This window comes from Arcobacter sp. LA11, from assembly GCF_001895145.1.
Classification (GTDB): domain Bacteria; phylum Campylobacterota; class Campylobacteria; order Campylobacterales; family Arcobacteraceae; genus Halarcobacter.
Window position 1 is genome coordinate 268,979 of sequence record NZ_BDIR01000002.1, and the last position, 18,106, is coordinate 287,084.

An 18,106-nucleotide genomic window follows, 5' to 3' on the forward strand; every position below is an offset into this window, starting at 1 on the left:
AATGGAATATATTCCAAAGGAAATAGAAGCTAAATGGCAAAAATACTGGATTGAAAATGACAGTTTTGAACCAGATGATGATTATAAAAAAGAAAAAAAATATATTTTAAGTATGTTCCCATACCCAAGTGGTAGAATTCATATGGGACACGTAAGAAACTATTGTTTAGGTGATGCATTTGCTAGATTTTTTAGAAAAGCAAATTTCAATGTGTTACATCCAATCGGTTGGGATAGTTTTGGAATGCCAGCAGAAAATGCAGCTATAAAACATAAACTTCATCCTAAAAAATGGACTTATGAAAATATTGACTATATGAGAGATGAATTAAAAGCTTTAGGTTTGTCTTTTTCACAAACTAGAGAATTTGCTACTTCTGATGAATTATATACAAAATGGGAACAAGAGTTTATCATCAAGATGTATGAAGAAAAACTTCTTTATAGAAAATCAACAACAGTTAACTGGTGTGAGCCATGTCATACAGTTCTAGCAAATGAACAAGTAGAAGAGGGTTGTTGTTGGAGATGTGATACTCCTGTTGAACAAAAAGAGATGCCAGGTTATTATGTAGCTATTACAAAATATGCTCAAGATTTATTAGATGATTTAAAAGGTTTAGAAAACGATTGGCCATCTCAGGTTCTTACTATGCAAGAAAATTGGATTGGTAGAAGTGAAGGTTTAGAATTTACTTTTGAATTAACAAAAGAATCAAGATATAAACTTGATAAACAATTTGCTTCATATAAAGTATTTACAACAAGACCAGATACTATTTATGGAATTTCTTATTCAGCACTTGCTCCTGAGCATCCAATTGTTCAATATCTTGTAGACAATAAATTACTTTCAGATAAAAAACTAAATGCAATTAAAGCTATGCAAAAAGTTAGTGAAAGAGACAGAGCTACTATGCCTAAAGAAGGAGTTTCTTTAGAACTTGAAGTTATGCATCCATTAACAGGTGAGAGAATTCCTGTATGGGTTGCAAACTTTGTATTAAGTTCTTATGGTGGAGGTGCAGTTATGGCCGTACCTGCTCATGATCAAAGAGATTTTGAGTTTGCACGAGAGTATGATTTACCTATAAAACAAGTAATCGTAGGACCAGATGGATTGATTGAAAAAATGACTGAAGCTTATACTGGTGAAGGTGATTTAATTAACTCTGAAAGTTTTACAAATATAAAAAATACAAAAGCAAAAAAAGCTATTATTTATCATTTTGAACAAAATTCTTTTGGAACAAAACAAATCAATTTTAAATTAAGAGACTGGGGTGTTTCTAGACAAAGGTATTGGGGTGCTCCTATTCCTTTTGTACATTGTGATGATTGTGGACTAGTTCCTGAAAAAACTAAAAACTTACCAATCGCATTACCTGAAGATGTTGAAATTACAGGAGAAGGGAATCCTTTAGATACTCATCCTACTTGGAAACATTGTAAATGTCCAGAGTGTGGGAAAGATGCTATAAGAGAGACAGATACTTTAGATACTTTTGTACAATCTTCTTGGTATTTTTTAAGATATGCAACAAATCCTAAAAAATGGAACAAAGAAGGAATTAATGAATCTGATAGTAACTATTGGATGGATGTTGATCAATATATTGGTGGAATTGAACATGCTATTTTACACCTTTTATATGCAAGATTTTTTACAAAAGCATTAAATGACTTAGGTTATACAAATTCTAAAGAACCGTTTAAAAGACTTCTTACTCAAGGTATGGTTTTAAAAGATGGTGCAAAGATGTCTAAATCAAAAGGGAATGTAGTAGATCCTGATTCTATTGTGGAAAAATATGGAGCTGATACTGCAAGATTATTTATGCTTTTTGCTGCTCCTCCTACAAAAGAATTAGAATGGAATGATTCAGCTGTTGATGGTGCATTTAGATTTATTAGAAAGTTTAATGAAAGAGCTTCTCATGTTACACAAGAGGCTGTAAACTCTTTTGAAAATATTGACCATTCATCTTTAGATAAAAAAGAGAAAGAAGCTAGAAGAAAAGTCTATGAAGCTTTACAAAAATCAAATGATGTATTTAATAAAACATATGCTTTTAATACTTTAATTGCATCTTCTATGGAAGCTATGAATGCTTTACAAGTACAAGAAAACGATTTAGTATGGGCAGAAGGTTATTATATTTTAACAAATATTTTAGAGCCAATTATCCCTCACTTATCTTGGGAAATTGCAGATAATTTATTTAAAAGAAAGAATTTTAAAAATAATATAAAAATCAAAGAAGAGGTATTTGCTTTAGATTCTATTGCACTTGCTGTTACTATTAATGGTAAAAAAAGATGTGAAATTGAAGTTACTCCTGATGCGTCTAAAGATGAAATTTTATCAGAAGCTAAAATAGCATCTAAAAAGTGGATAGAAGGTAAAGAAATCATCAAAGAGATTGTTGTACCGAATAAATTAGTTAACCTAGTAATAAAGGGATAAAATGAAATTAAGTCTTCTATTTTTTCATATTGTATTAATCTTTACAATTACAGCTTGTGGATATAAACCTTCAAGTCATTATGCAAAAGAACAATTAAATGGTAAAATCTTTGTAAATCTAATTATAGATTTAGAAGATCCAAGAAATGCAGTTTTAATTAAAGATGCAATGAATGAATTAATAGTTCATAGACTAGATTCAAAAATAGTATATGATAGAAAACTTGCCGATACAGTAATGAATGTAAAACTAAATTCTGTACGTATGCAAGTTTTACAAGATGATGCCCAAGGTTATAATAAACTTTATAAAGCAGTTGTAGGTGTTCTTGTTGATTATAGTAATGAAAAAGGAAAAAAATCATTTACTGTTTCAGGGGATTATGATTTCTCTATTGATAATGGAACAACAATTACTGATACAAAAAGATTTGAAGCTATTAAAAATGCTGCAAGTGAGGCTTTAGAAGAAATTATTTCTAAGTTGGCTGTGAACTCTTTTAAAAAATAAAGTAATAAATGATAGATTTTAAAAGTGCTTCTTTAGAGAAATTATTAAATCATAAGACAATGTATTATGATAAAATTGATTTCTCTATAGTTAAAAAATCATGGGATATTCTCTCTTCAAATATTAAAATTCCATATGTAATACATATTGTAGGAACAAATGGAAAAGGAAGTACGGGAAGATTTTTGTCTCATTATTTAGTAAAAAAATCTTTTAAGACTCTACATTATAGTTCTCCTCATATTTTAAAATTTAATGAAAGAATTTGGATAAATGGAAAAGATTCAAGTGATGATGAATTAAATTTTGCACATAAAAAGATTCAAAAATTATTAGATATAGGGCTTTTAGAAAAGCTAACATATTTTGAGTATACAACACTACTTGCGATAGTTTTGTCAGATGGATTAGATTATTTAGTTTTAGAAGCAGGACTTGGTGGAGAGTTTGATGCAACAAATGTTGTACCAAATAATCTTTCTCTTATTACAACTATAGATCTAGATCATCAAAGCTTTTTAGGAAATACTGTAGAAAAAATTGCTAGAACAAAAATGCGTTCAGTGGATAATAAAATGCTTCTTGGTTATCAAATTCATGAGGAAGTTTTAAAAACAGCAGAAATTGTAAAAGAAGAATTAAAAAAAGAATTCAATAAAGAAATAATTATACAAAATGTAAAAGTATTTGATAAATATAAATTAAATAAGAAATTTGCATTATATTTGAAAACTAATTTACATTTAGTAATTGAGTGTTTAAAAGAGTTAAATATCGAAATAGATTTAGAATTATTTGATGATGTTGAGCTTTTTGGTAGATGTCAAAGAATTAAAAAGAATATTACTATCGATGTTGGGCACAACCCTTTGGCAGCTTCTGTTTTACTGAAAGAGTTTGAGGATAAAAAAATACATTTGGTTTATAATTCGTATCAAGATAAAGATTATGAAAAGGTTTTAAATATTTTAAAACCTATTATTAAACAAATAACAATCTTAGATATTGATGATAAAAGAATAGTAGATAAAAATAATTTATTAGATATTTGTAAAAGTTTAAATATAATAATAACTAAATTAGAAAAAATTAATGAAAATGAAGAATATTTAGTATTTGGTTCATTTTTAGTTGTAGAAAAATTTATAAAAGATATGGGGATTGATGAAAAATAGATTAATTATTACTGTTTCAGATGTACATGGCACAAGAGCATTCAATGTACATCAAATAGCGAAAAAATTAATTGTAGGTATTATTTTATTTGTGATACTAGTTATTGGTGGAGGCTCATGGTTTATCTCTGAATTAAATGACAGAATGGATTCTTTACGAATTCAAAAAGAGAGAGAAATAGAGTTAAAAGAGAAAGAAATTGATGCATTAGGTGAAAAAGAGAAAAAACTCCAAGCACAAAATCAATTTTACTCTATGCAAATAAAAGGAAAAGTACAAGATATTGAGGCTCTTAGTTCAAAACTTGATCATATTGAAGAGATGATTGGTCTAAAAAATGAAGAAGAGAAAAAAGAAGAAATAACAAAAGAAACATTAGACTCTATTAATGAGAAAATGAAAATGTATATGTTAACAACAATTCCAAATGGTGCTCCTTTAGAAAGTACAAAAGTTACATCAAATTATGGATATAGAATTCACCCAATTACAAAAAAGAAAAAGTTTCATAGGGGAATTGATTTAAAAGCAGCACGAAAAACACCATTGTATGCCCCAGCAGATGGTATCGTAAGTTTTGTGCAACCTAAAAATAGAGGTGATTTTGGTAGATTGATTAAAATTCAACACAACTTTGGTTTTGAAACACTTTATGCACATTTAAATAAAACAAATGTTAAAGTAGGGGATATTGTTAGGAAAAATCAATTAATTGGATTAACAGGAAATAGTGGAAGAAGTACTGCTCCACACTTACATTATGAGTTAAGATATGGCTCAAAATTATTGAATCCAAAAGAATTTATAAAGTGGCAGCTTGGTAATTATGATAGAATATTAAAAAAAGAGAGGAGAGTACCTTGGGAATCTTTGGTAAAGCTAATAAACGAACAGCACAAAATGGTGCAACAGTAATAGCACAAGGGACTTGTATAATTGGTGGAATAAGCACTGAAGGTACAGTTCATATAGATGGAAAGTTTGAAGGTGTAATTCTTGAAGCTGATGTTATTTCAATTGGTAAAACAGGTGAAGTAATAGGGGATATAAAAGCAAATAATCTAATAGTAAGCGGTCTTTTAGATGGAAAAATAGATTGTAATGAAGTACAAATTTTACCTCATGGTAAAGTTATTGGAAATATGAAATACAATGAGCTTATTATTGAAGAAGAGGGTAAATTTGAAGGCCAAGGTGTTAGAAAAGGTTCTAAACTAAAAAGCCGATATGATGAAATTGAAAATAAAATTAGTAATATCTTAGTAACTCCATCACATCAAATTGAGCATGAATCAGATACATGATAGATTAAAAGAACTTTATCTTCAAAAACAAAAAATTGAAATAGAGATAAAACAACTTGAATCAAAACTTCAAAAAAAAGAGAATAAACAATTAACAAAAGATGAAAAAATAGAGTTATTTAAAACTCTATTTGTTTCAAGAGAAGATATTTTTGCTAAGAAATGGATTAGCAAAGATGGAACTAAACAAGGTTTTTATCCTGTAACACAAACTTTTAAAGGGAATGACTTTATACCTATAACTAATAAAGATATAGAGTTACATTTAAGAGGACAAATACAACTTGCTTCATATTTAATCAATAAAGAAAATAAATCAAAATATATAGTTTTTGAAATTACTCAACAAGATAAAAATAGATTAAATAAAGCTTTTCAAGAATTATCAATAAATGCTCTTTTTGAATATAGTTCATATAACTCCATATTAGTTTGGGTGTTTTTTAAAGAAGTAATAGAAACAAAAAAACTTAAAAAATTTGCAGAATATATAATAAAAAAATCTAATACTCGTGCAAAAATCTATCCGAATAAAGAGTTTGTGACAAATGCAAGTTTAGGTGATTTGATAGAATTACCTTTACATTGGAAATTTAGAGATGAAAATAAAACAGTTTTTTTTGATAGTAAAACAGATAAAATTTTTGAAAATCAATGGGAAATATTACAAAATATAAAAAAAGTTACACAAGAAGAAGTAGAAAAATATATTGAGTTTGAAAAAGTAAATAGAACAAATTTAATATTTGAGGATATTGATTTTCCAACATTTAAATTGGCTATTAAAGTATATGATTATTTATATATTCCTACAGAAAATTTATCAAAATCATTTATAAACAAATTAAAATCATTTGCAACTTTTGATAACCCTCAAATTAAAATTTTATTAAGTCTTCGTAAACCTTTATATAATACTCCAAGAGTTATTAAGAATTTTGAAGAAGATGAAACATATTTAAAATTACCACGAGGATTAATATATCAATTGGAAGATTTCTTTTTAGAAAATAGTCTCTCTTTTGAACTTCAAAATAAAACTTTTTTTGAGCGAGTAGAAACTAAAAAGGTAAAATTTAATCTTCGAGATGAACAAAAAGTTGCTATAGATAGAATTATGGAAAATGATTTTTGTATCTGTGTTGCACCACCTGGGTTTGGAAAAACTTTAATTGGTGCAAAAATGTTTGAATTAAGGGTTTGTTCTACTTTAATAATAGTAAATAAAAATATGCTTTTAAATCAATGGATAGATAGGTTTGTTGATTATTTTGGATATACGAAAAAAGATATTGGTTATTTAGGAAAAGGTGATAATAAATTAAATGGTAAAATAGATATTGCAACAATGCAAAGTTTAAAAAATAATCCTGATATAATAAATAATTATTCTTTTGTAATAGTAGATGAGTGTCATCATATTCCTGCAATAACGTTTGAGCAGATAGTAAAACAGTTTTTTGGTAAATATATTCTAGGATTAAGTGCAACTCCTAATAGAAAAGATGGTTTAGAGCCAATCCTTTTCCAACAATTAGGAAAAATTGCTTATGAATATAAAAAGAAAAAAACGTTTAACAATAAATTGGAAATTGTAAAAACAGAGTTTATAAGTAACGCAGATAATTATGCGACACTAATTAATGAACTTTGTGTTGATAAAAATAGAAATAATCAAATAATAAAATATATTAAACGTTATAATGACAGGAAAATTTTAGTTTTAACCGATAGAATTGAACATATAAATGTTTTAGAAAAAATGTTAGAGAGTGAAAACTTTGATTTTGTTTCTATTCATGGAAGTATGAATAAAAAAGAACAAACAGAAAAGATGAATTTGGTTGAAAGTAAAGAGCTAATTTTAGCTACAACTTCATATTTTGGTGAGGGTATAGATTTTCCACACTTAAATACAATTATTTTTGCGACACCAATTTCATATTATGGAAGATTAGTTCAATATTTAGGAAGAATAGGCAGGGGAAATCAAGAGTGTTTAGCAATTGATTTTCTTGATTATAAAAATGCAATGCTAAATTCAGCTTACAAAAAAAGAGTTGAAGGTTATAAGCAGATGCATTATATTTAAAATTTTAAGAGGAAAAAATGTTAGGAATTATAGTTTGGACTTTGCTTATTGCGATAGTTGTTAATCTCTTATTAAAAAGATTTCATTTACCTACGATTATTGGTTATATATTTACTGGAACCATTATTGCTTATACTTTTGGTTTACATAGTGCTGTTCATAATCATGAGTTAAAAGAAATCGCTGAATTTGGTGTTGTTTTTCTGATGTTTACAATTGGATTAGAGTTTTCAATTGAGCATCTTAAGAAAATGAGAATGGAAGTATTTTTTACAGGAAGTTTACAAATTTTAGTGACTACAGTTTTTGTAGTAACAATTTGTACTCTTGTAATAGGTTTTGATTTTAAAACTTCATTGATAATTGGTGCTGCTTTATCTTTATCTTCAACTGCAATTGTTTTGAAAACTTATAATGAAACAAATGATATTAAGAAAAGACATGGGCAAAGAGTTCTTGGTATTTTGATTATGCAAGATATTGCAGTAATCCCAATATTACTTATGATATCGTTCTTTACAATGGGTGATGAAAAAAGTGTATTCAGTCTAATTCTTGAAACTACAATTGCAGCTATTATATTAATAGCACTTTTATATGTTTCTGGAAAATATCTATTAGAACCTTTCTTTGAACATGTTACACGTTCAAAGTCTGATGAATTATTTGTAGCTTCAGTACTTTTAATAGCTGTTGGTGCATCATATTTGGCTCATTATTTTGGATTTACATATTCACTTGGAGCTTTTGTTGCCGGTATGATGATTAGTGAAACAAAATTTAAACATCAAGTTGAGGCTGACTTAACCCCTTTTAGGAATTTATTACTAGGTGTCTTTTTTATAACAGTTGGTATGCAAATAGATTTTATTGTTATTGCAGAAAATATTTTTATGATATTATTGCTTTTACCAATCCTTTTAATTTTAAAATATATTATAATTTATAGTTTAGTAAGAATTGATGATACAAAAAGAGTTGCTTTTAAAACTGCGCTGTCTTTAGTTCAAATTGGGGAGTTTTCACTTGCAATTTTAGAACTTGCTAGAAGTAATGATCTTGTAGATCCTACTCATTCTCAAATTTTAATAGTAACAATAGTAATATCAATGATATTAACTCCTATTGTACTTAAAAATATCTCTCCTCTTGCGGCAAAATTAGTCCCTGAAGATAAAATGAATGTTACAAGTAATCATAATATAGAAAAGGATACAAAAGGACATATTGTTGTTCTTGGGTTTGGACATTTAGGACAAGAAATTGCACATAATCTTAGACTCGATGGACATGAGTATGTAATTATTGAACATAATTTAAAATATTTTGAAATGGGATTTAAAGCTGATGAGCCTATAATTTTTGGAAATGCAGCCCATAAGCATATATTAGAATCTGTAAATATTAAAGATGCTTGTGCAGTTATAGTTGCCATTGATAATCAAGAAAAAGTACATTTAATTTGTGAAGTAATAGATGACTTAACTCATAATACAAAGACTATAGTAAAAGTAACTAGATTTTCTGAAAAAGAAGAATTGAAATCTCTTCATCTTGAACATATAATTGTTGAAGATGATATCGTTGCACGTGCCCTTGTTGATGAAACAAAAGAGTGTATGTTAGATTTTGAAAGAGAAAAAGAAAAGATAAATCAGAGTTAATCTCCGATATATCTTTTTCTAGCATTTGCTTTTATTTTTGTAACATCTACTAATATAAAACCATCTACACAATCAGAAAAGTCTGGGTCTATATTAAATCCTAAAAATTTTACGCCGCCTTCTTCACAAATATCGGAGTATTGTTTAAACAAAGTTGGAACTGTAACACCCATACTATTTAAACTTGATTTTAAAATCTTAAAATCTTTTTTTCTATCATTTAAATCAAAAATTCCTTTTAAATCTTGAATATGTGAAGAGTATTGATATGGCATTTTTGCTTCAATCATCTCTTCTTCATTTTTAAAATAATGAGAATAATAGAATATCAACATATCTTTTGCAATTTTAGGAAACGTCCCTGAAATAGATACAGGACCAAACATATATTTTATATTTGGATTGTTTTTTAAGTATGCACCAATTCCATACCATAGATAATCTAAAGCTCTAGTTCCCCAGTATTTAGGTTGAACAAAACTTCTTCCTAGCTCAATAGAGTTTTTTAAATAAGGATTGAATTTATCATGATATTTAAATAAGGTATTAGAATAAAAACCTTTAACTCCAATATTTTTATTTATAAAGTCACCATTTCCAATTCTATACGAACCTACAATTTCTAAGTCATTTTCATCCCAAAGAATAATATGTTGATAATAGATGTCGTATTTGTCCGTATCTCTTTTTTTATTTATTCCTTCACCAACTTTTCTAAAAGACAACTCTCTTAATCTACCTAATTCTTTTAAAACTACAGAATCATCTTCATAATCATATAAATAGATTTTTTTCCCATCTCCTGTTTCACCAATAAGTTGAGATTTTTTTAACTCTTTTATTAAATCATCTTTTTTTTGAGGATGGGCAATTGCTTTTTGTGTGACAAAATAAGATTTTTTACCCCTTTTTAAAGAGTATAAATGTTTTTTATATAAATTGATTATGTATTTTTTATCTAATCCTCTTGGTTTAATATGCTCATTTGGAATTATCTCTCCTACTTTCATATTAATATTTGTTGATTTTTTCTTGAACATTTCATTTGATAACAGAAGAGTTGAAAATGTTTTATTTATTACTGAGATAGTATAAAATGTTTTAGAATTTTTACCTCCAATGAAAATAGGTAAAATTGGAGCATTTGAATGCAATGCAAAATTTAGAAAGCCTTTATTCCAATAAGGGTCTTTAATTCCCTTTGCTGAAGCCCTGCTAACTTCTCCAGCAGGGAATATAATAATAGCTTCTTCATTGTTTAAGGCTTCATATACTTTTTTTATATCTTGTTTTGATTGTCTCATTTTGTAATTATCAATTGGAATAAAAAGGGATTTCAAAGCATCAATACCAACTAAAAAATCATTTGCAACAATCTTTACATCACTTCTTACTGTACCTACTAATTTTAATAAAGATAAAGCATCCAGACCACCTAGAGGGTGATTTGCAATGATTACAACTTTTCCAGAACTAGGTATGTTTTGTAAATTATTACTTGAAACAGTATAATCAAAATTAAAATAATCTAATACTGCATCTACAAATTCAAAACCTTTTAAATGTGAATTTTTCTCTAAAAAATCATTGATTGAATTTTCATGTACCACTTTTTTTGCAAGCTTTATGAGGGATTTATTCAAAAAGTTCGGGTTTTTAGCAATATTTGGGAACTTTTTTTCTATCTCTTTTTGCACATTTATCATTATTACTCCTTAAATATTGAATTTTAGAAAAAGAGTATTACAACTAAGTTACATATTGCCAATTATTAATATGAAAGAGATTTAAAAATAATATGAAGAAAATTAATAATTATTTTTTGAAAATTATTAATTTTTTAAACTCCTTATATACTGAAAGCTGCAATGAATTATTTAAGTGACAGCTTTGGTAACCATAATATTTAATGTTACCAACTTGTAATTTTTCACTTTTATAATTCCCAAATCATACGTATTTTTAATAATACGTTATAAGAAAATATTATAAAAGGAAATCTAAATGAAGAAATCGTATCTTAGTCTTAGTGCATGTGCTGTTTTAGCAACTTTTATGTTTGTTGGTTGTGGAGGGAGTTCTTCTGGTTCTTCATCTTCTTCAACTTCTTCAGGAACTTTAAGTCTTAACCCAAATCTTGCAAATATTGATTATACTTGTGGAAGTATTTCTGGTGTTACAGGAACAAATGGTGAATATAGTTATAAATCAGGAGATACTTGTACTTTTACAATTGGAGGATTAGAGTTAAGTGCAACACCTAGTTCTAATTTAACAATTGAAAAAATTGCAGAAGCTAATGAAAATGTATCAAGTGATGCACTTGCTGCATATATTATTGCTAAAATGAGTAAAAAATCAGGAGAGACTTATGATATAAATAATCTTCCTGATACATTTACTTTGCCAGAAGATATTGAAGGTGATACTGGAAGTCCTTTAGATTTTACTTCTATGGATAGTTTAATAGAAGATTTACCATCTGATTTAAAAGATAAAGTAGAGACTGTTAAATTTGATATTAGAACTAAGTTTGCAAATAAAGTAGAAGTAAAATTTGAAGAAATTGCAACACCAACTACAGAAGAAACAAAAACAACACAACAAGCATCTAGTAAAGCAACTATTAATGGTACGGAACAATCAATTGGTTATACGACTATTATGAAAACAGGAGATACTGATAATAGTGAAATCTTTGGTTTAGTTAAAGATTACACAGATGCTGCAATTACATTTGAAGGTGATAATTCACCATATATTTGTAATGGAACAAATGATGGAGTTGGTTCAGGTCTTGATTATTCTTCATTTTTAAATGTAAATGATAAATTGTATATGGTATCTCAGTTTGAGTGTCAAATTGGTGCAATGTATATGACAGAGTTAGAACAAAATGCAACTACTGGTGCATTAAGTGCTAAAGAAGGAACTCTAAAATTTATTTCTCAAAAAGATGAATTTGGTGGTTTTGTTCATTGTGCTGGTCAAAAAACTCCTTGGGAATCTCATTTAGGTTCAGAAGAGTATGAGACAGATGCAAGAGGTGTTGAAGAAGATGCCGATGAAAATGGTGTAACTGGAAGTAAATATTATGATGAAACTGCAAAGTTTTGGAAAAACGATGCAACATTAATGTCTCCATATTATTATGGTTGGACTCCTGAAGTAAAAATTGATTCATCTGGAAATGCTCAATACTCTAAGCATTATTCAATGGGTAGATTTTCTCATGAGTTATCATATGTGATGCCAGATGAAAAAACTGTATATTTATCAGATGATGGAACAAATGTAGGTTTCTTTATGTTTATTGCAGATACAGCAAAAGATTTAAGTACAGGAACACTATATGCAGCAAAATGGAACCAAGTTTCAGAAATTGGAGTAGGAGCTGGAGAAGCAAATATTACTTGGATTAATTTAGGTCATGCAACTAATACTGAGATTAGAGCTTACTTAGATCCTGATAATGATATTTCAACGAATGATGCTTTAGTGTTCTCTGATATCTTTGAAACTGTAGAACCGTCAAGTGGAACGTGTGCTACTGGTTATACGGCAGTTAATACAAGCTCAAATTATGATGAATGTTTAAAGGTTAAGACTGGAATGGAAAAAGCAGCGTCTAGATTAGAAACTAGAAGATACGCAGCAATTATGGGAGCTACTACTGAATTTAGAAAAGAAGAAGGTATCACTTTTGATAAAAACTCTGGAAAATTATATGTTGCTATGAGTTCAGTTGAAAGAGGTATGGAAGATAATAAAAAAAGTGGTGTAGATAATACTAAATATGATATTGGTGGAAATAATGATATTAAAGTTGAGTACAACAAATGTGGAGCTGTTTATGCTTTAGATGTAAATACTCAAACTGCAATGGATACAGATGATAATACTATATCTTCTTCTTTTGTTGTTAAGAATATGAAATCAATAATTGAAGGTACTCCTGTATCATATGCAGATACTTCTATTTATGCAGAAAACTCTTGTGATGTAAATGGAATTTCAAATCCAGATAATGTTGCATTTTTAGATAACTCAGATATTTTGATGATTGGAGAGGATACTTCAAAACATGAAAATAATGTTGTTTGGGCTTACAATGTTAAAACTAAAGAATTAACTAGAACATTTACAACTCCAACTGGGGCAGAGACTACTTCACCATTTTGGTATAGTGATTTAAAAAATGGATTTGGATATATGTCAGTTGTTACACAACATCCAGATAATGATGATAAAGAATCTGCAATTGGATATGTTGGACCATTTAAAAACTTAGCTGATTTAAAAGAATCTAACTCGATTAATTCTATCAATAAAATTGCTTCATATGAAACTTCAGTAGAAGGTGGAAGTGAAATTGTAGCATTTGATAAAGATTCAAATAAAGTATATACAACAAATGGTGATGCTAATGCTTTAGATATCTCAACATTGACTTATAATAGTGAAACAAAAGCTACAACTATTGTAAAAGTAAGTTCAATTGATTTATCAACTTATGGAGATGGTGTAAATTCTGTTGCTGTTTCAAATGGAAAAGTTGCAGTTGCTGTTGAAAAAGTTGATTCAGTTGATGATTCAAAGCAATTAAAAGGTTCAGTTGTAATATTTGATACTACAGGAACACATCTTAAAACTGTGGAAGCTGGTTATTTACCAGATATGGTTACTTTCAATGAAGATGGTACAAAAATTGTTGTTGCAAATGAAGGTGAACCAAATTCAGATTACTCTTATGATCCAGTTGGAACAGTTGGTGTTATTGATATTGCAAGTGACTATGCCTATACTGATATTGGTTTTGATGGAGTGACTATTCCTGCTGAGGTTGTTCTAAAAGATGGTGTTGATGCTTCTTTAGATTTAGAACCTGAATATATCACAATTTCAGGAACTAAAGCATATGTAACACTTCAAGAAAATAATGCATTAGCAATAGTAGATATTTCTACAAATAGTGTTGATTCTGTTGTTTCTTTAGGATTTAAGGATCATTCATTAGAAGAAAATTCAATTGATATTGAAGAAGAAGGTGAAACGCTTTTAAAAACATATACAGGTCTTTATGGAATGTATCAACCAGATTCAATTGATTCATATAAAATTGGAACTAAAACATACTTAGTTACTGCAAATGAGGGTGATGGAAGAGAATATGGTGATTATGAAAATGAAACTAAAATCTCTAAATTAAGTTTAGATTCTTCAATAGCTTCTGCATATACTGATGAAAACGATTTAAAAGTAAATAATGAGCTAGGAAAAGTTAATGATTCATATACTAAATTATATACATTTGGAGCAAGATCATTTTCAATTTGGGATGAAATGGGTGCTTTAGTATTTGATAGTAAAAATGAATTAGCAAAATTAACTTCTAAATTTGAACCTGAATTATTTAACCATGATGATGGAGAAAAAGATGGAAGAAGTGGAAATAAAGGTGTTGAACCTGAGGCTTTAGCCGTAGGTGAAGTAAATGATAAAACTTATGCTTTTGTTGGATTAGAAAGACAAAGTGCAATTGTTATTTACGATATATCAACTCCTGAGAATGCAAAGTTTGTTAGATATATAGATACAAAAACTGCAGATATCTCTCCTGAAGGTATGAAGTTTATCTCTAAAGAAGACAGTCCTACTGGAAATGCACTATTATTAGTTGCTTTTGAAGTTAGTGGCTCTACTGTAGCATATGAAATTAAGTAATTGAAAATATAAAGAAGTGGCTTATCCACTTCTTTATAAATAGATTTTTTTAAATATTTTAAAGGAAAAAAAATGCTTAAAAAAGTTTTTTTTATTTTAGGAATTAGTTCTATTGTAGTGTTATTTATAGCTTGTGGAGGAGGGGGTTCTTCTAGTTCCTCTTCTGTTAGTTCAATATTTACAGTTGAAAGAGGTGCAGTTATAAATGCTGTAGTTACTGATGCCAAGGGGCAAGTTGCAACATCTATAGGAAATACAAATGAATATGAGTTTGCTAATGAAGTTACATATCCAGTAACAGTATCTGGTGGATTTATTGATATTGATAGAAATGGTATTAAAAATGGTGATGATTTAGATTTAGATTTTCTTTTGACTACATATGAAGGTAGTACGATTACATTGCTTTCAACAATTATTGCAAATCCTAGTAAAACAATTAGAGATACAAATATAAAAAATCTTAGTGAAAAATTTTCGATTTCATCAGATGATTTATTATTGATGCCTTCAAAAGATAAAAAAACTGCTTTATTATCTAATTTAATTTTTAAAGAGTTACAGTTAGATGATAGTTTAGAACCATCTGAAGTGTTAACTAAGATAGATAATAATGAATTAAATATTCAAGAAGAGTTTATTGGAGTAGATTTAACTAGTAGTGAGTATGCAAATTTAACACCAGAAGAGTTTTTAAAACTTCATGAATCAAAAATAGTTCAGAATATTAGTTCATTAAAGGATACAACTTTAAATCTTCCTAAATATACAGGACCCGATATTACATCTAAAACAATTGTAAACTTAAAAAGTGCATATATTTCTGCTCAATGTTATACTAAAACAGAAGATATGGATAAAAATGTACATAACCCTTGTTATTCCTGTCATATCAATTCTGAAGCTCCAAATTTTATAGATGATTTTGATTTACAAGAGTCATATGCTTTTAGTGAAAATAGTAAAAAGAATCCATTTACTAATAGTTTTAAAGATAGGACTTCTTTAGTTGCTAAAATAAATGATGAAGAAATATTATCTTATATCAATGAAGATAATTATAAAGATGGAAACGGAAATATTATATTACAAAATAAATTGAAATATGATTTACCTAAAGAGTGGGATTTCTCATACAATGGAAGTAAAGATGGTAAATGGAATGGATATACTCCTGATTGTTATTTCAATTTTGATGATGAAGGTTTTGATAAAGATAAAAATGGAAATTATACGGGTTGGAGAGCTTTTGGATATACTCCATTTTTAGGAACTTTTTGGCCAACAAATGGAAGTACTGATGATGTTCTTATTCGACTTCCTTCTTCAATGATGCAAGATTCTGATGGTAATTTTTCTAAAGAAATATATAAAATAAATTTAGCAATTGTTGAATCAATGATAAAAAAAGAAGATATTACAATAGATGAAGTTGATGAAAATGATTACGGAGTTGATTTAAATCATAATGGAACTTTAGAAAAAACTACACAAATTGTATTTAAATGGAATACTCCTGATACATTAAGCTCTTATCCCAAGGTTATATATAAAAACTATTATGTTGGACTTGCAAAAAAAGAACTTGAAATAAATAATATCCATATCTCTCCAGGGCTATATCCAAATGGAACGGAATTTTTACACTCTGTTAGATATATAGGTATTAAAGATGATAAATCTGGTATTAAATTAGCAAATAGAATGAAAGAGTTAAGATATGCTAAGAAAACATCTTGGAATAATTATACAAAACTAAATAATGCAGCTAATGCTGAGATAAAAGAAAAAGATGCTTTTCCTGATAGGTTAAGAACTATTTCAGGGAATAGTGAAAATGGTTTAGACACAGGTTTAGGATGGGTATATCAAGGTTTTATAGAAGATATTAAAGGTAATTTAAGACCTCAATCATATGAAGAAACATTATCATGTATTGGCTGTCATTCTGGAATTGGTGCAATTACAGATTCTACTTTTGCTTTTCCACGAAAAGACAATAACCACAATCAGGGCTGGTATCATTGGAGTCAAAAAGATTTAGTAGGACTTAAAGATAGAATTTTAAAAAATGGTAAAGGTGAATTTGCTTACTATCTTGAACAAAATAAAGCAGGTGATGAATTTAGAGCTAATGATGAAATAAAATCAAAGTTTTTTGATGGAAGTGGAGCTTTAATAAATAGTGAAGTAGAAAAAATAAAAGATGATATTACTTATTTAATCTATCCAAGTGTTAGTAGAGCTATAACGTTAAATAAAGCATATAAAGTTATAGTTGATGAGCAAAGTTATATTTATGGAAAAGATGCACATATTAAACCTTTAGATGAAACAGTACATAAAGAACTTGAAATAGATAAATCTACAGGGATAACTCCTATTAAACATTAAGTAAATTTTTTTACAAAACTTATGATAAAATCCTTTTTTATTTAAAAAAGGATTTTTTCAAATGACTAAAACAGATATTACAAATTTATTAACAGTCTTAATAATGGCATTTGGTTACTCAAATGATAATAACGTAATTTTTATGGTTGGACTTTTTGCATTAAGTGGAGCAGTTACAAATACACTTGCTATTCATATGCTTTTTGAGAAGGTTCCTTATCTTTATGGTTCGGGCGTTATTGAAAAGAAGTTTGAACAATTTAAAGAATCTATACATAACTTACTTATGAATCAATTTTTTACTCCAGAGAATTTAAAGAGATTTTTCCAAGATGAAGTAAGTAGTGCAAAAAATACAATAGATTTTGAAAAAGTTTTAAATAAGACAGACTTTACTCCTGCATATAATTCTTTAAAAGAAGCAGTTATGGAATCAAGTTTTGGTGGGATGCTTGGTATGTTTGGAGGAGAGGCTGCATTAGAACCATTAAGAGAACCTTTTACTACAAAATTACAAGCTTCAATTGTAGATATATCAAAGAGTGATTCTTTTCAAGTTATATTAAGTGAGGCATTAAAATCTGATGATTTCTCAGATGATATTCATAAAAAATTAAGTTCAATAGTAAATGCAAGACTTGATGAACTTACACCAAAAATGGTAAAAGAACTTATACAAAATATGATTAAAGAGCATCTTGGATGGTTAGTTATTTGGGGTGCAGTTTTTGGGGGACTAATTGGACTTGCAAGTTCGTTAGTTATAAAATAAAA

11 protein-coding genes are annotated in these 18,106 nt (G+C 28.0%); 10 read left to right on the forward strand and 1 reads right to left on the reverse strand.

Features of this window, described 5'->3' with window-relative positions:
- Position 1 precedes the first annotated feature (1 nt).
- From leuS to BT997_RS03355, 7 genes are read left to right on the forward strand one after another with little or no spacing between them, the layout of a single operon-like run.
- The gene (leuS, locus tag BT997_RS03325; RefSeq protein WP_072680020.1) at positions 2-2,467 is read left to right on the forward strand and encodes a leucine--tRNA ligase; all 2,466 of its coding nucleotides are present in this window, start codon (positions 2-4) and stop codon (positions 2,465-2,467) included.
- Between the two features lies 1 nt (position 2,468).
- Positions 2,469-2,978, forward strand: coding sequence for an LPS assembly lipoprotein LptE (gene lptE, locus BT997_RS03330; RefSeq protein WP_072680021.1), 510 nt, complete (start codon positions 2,469-2,471; stop codon positions 2,976-2,978).
- A gap of 8 nt (positions 2,979-2,986) precedes the next feature.
- Positions 2,987-4,153: a folylpolyglutamate synthase/dihydrofolate synthase family protein gene (locus tag BT997_RS03335; protein WP_072680022.1), complete on the forward strand. Its 1,167-nt coding sequence runs from the start codon at positions 2,987-2,989 to the stop codon at positions 4,151-4,153.
- Positions 4,143-5,069 (forward strand): M23 family metallopeptidase, encoded by a 927-nt coding sequence (locus tag BT997_RS03340; RefSeq protein ID WP_072680023.1) that lies wholly within the window; start codon positions 4,143-4,145, stop codon positions 5,067-5,069. Before BT997_RS03335 ends, BT997_RS03340 begins: the two co-directional genes overlap by 11 nt.
- Entirely contained in the window at positions 5,015-5,458 is a 444-nt protein-coding gene (locus BT997_RS03345; protein WP_072680024.1) for a polymer-forming cytoskeletal protein, read from the forward strand. Before BT997_RS03340 ends, BT997_RS03345 begins: the two co-directional genes overlap by 55 nt.
- Positions 5,442-7,550 carry a DEAD/DEAH box helicase gene (locus BT997_RS03350; RefSeq protein WP_072680025.1) on the forward strand — a complete coding sequence of 703 codons (2,109 nt, stop codon included), beginning with the start codon at positions 5,442-5,444 and terminating at the stop codon, positions 7,548-7,550. Before BT997_RS03345 ends, BT997_RS03350 begins: the two co-directional genes overlap by 17 nt.
- Before the next feature lie 17 nt (positions 7,551-7,567).
- The gene (locus BT997_RS03355; RefSeq protein ID WP_072680026.1) at positions 7,568-9,214 is read left to right on the forward strand and encodes a cation:proton antiporter; all 1,647 of its coding nucleotides are present in this window, start codon (positions 7,568-7,570) and stop codon (positions 9,212-9,214) included.
- Here BT997_RS03355 and BT997_RS03360 read toward each other — a convergent pair.
- On the reverse strand, positions 9,211-10,920 hold the full coding sequence (locus BT997_RS03360) for a lysophospholipid acyltransferase family protein (RefSeq protein ID WP_072680027.1): 1,710 nt from the start codon (positions 10,918-10,920) through the stop codon (positions 9,211-9,213). The two genes, BT997_RS03355 and BT997_RS03360, sit on opposite strands and share 4 nt — an antisense overlap.
- A gap of 298 nt (positions 10,921-11,218) precedes the next feature.
- Between BT997_RS03360 and BT997_RS03365 the strand changes: the two genes are divergently transcribed.
- The 3 genes from BT997_RS03365 (at position 11,219) to BT997_RS03375 (ending at position 18,104) form a co-directional block, all read left to right on the forward strand.
- Positions 11,219-14,938, forward strand: coding sequence for a choice-of-anchor I family protein (locus tag BT997_RS03365; protein WP_072680028.1), 3,720 nt, complete (start codon positions 11,219-11,221; stop codon positions 14,936-14,938).
- Positions 14,939-15,010: 72 nt separating this feature from the next.
- Entirely contained in the window at positions 15,011-17,332 is a 2,322-nt protein-coding gene (locus BT997_RS03370) for a hypothetical protein (RefSeq protein ID WP_258239412.1), read from the forward strand.
- Between the two features lie 61 nt (positions 17,333-17,393).
- Positions 17,394-18,104 carry a DUF445 domain-containing protein gene (locus BT997_RS03375; RefSeq protein WP_072680029.1) on the forward strand — a complete coding sequence of 237 codons (711 nt, stop codon included), beginning with the start codon at positions 17,394-17,396 and terminating at the stop codon, positions 18,102-18,104.
- The last annotated feature ends 2 nt before the right edge of the window (positions 18,105-18,106 follow it).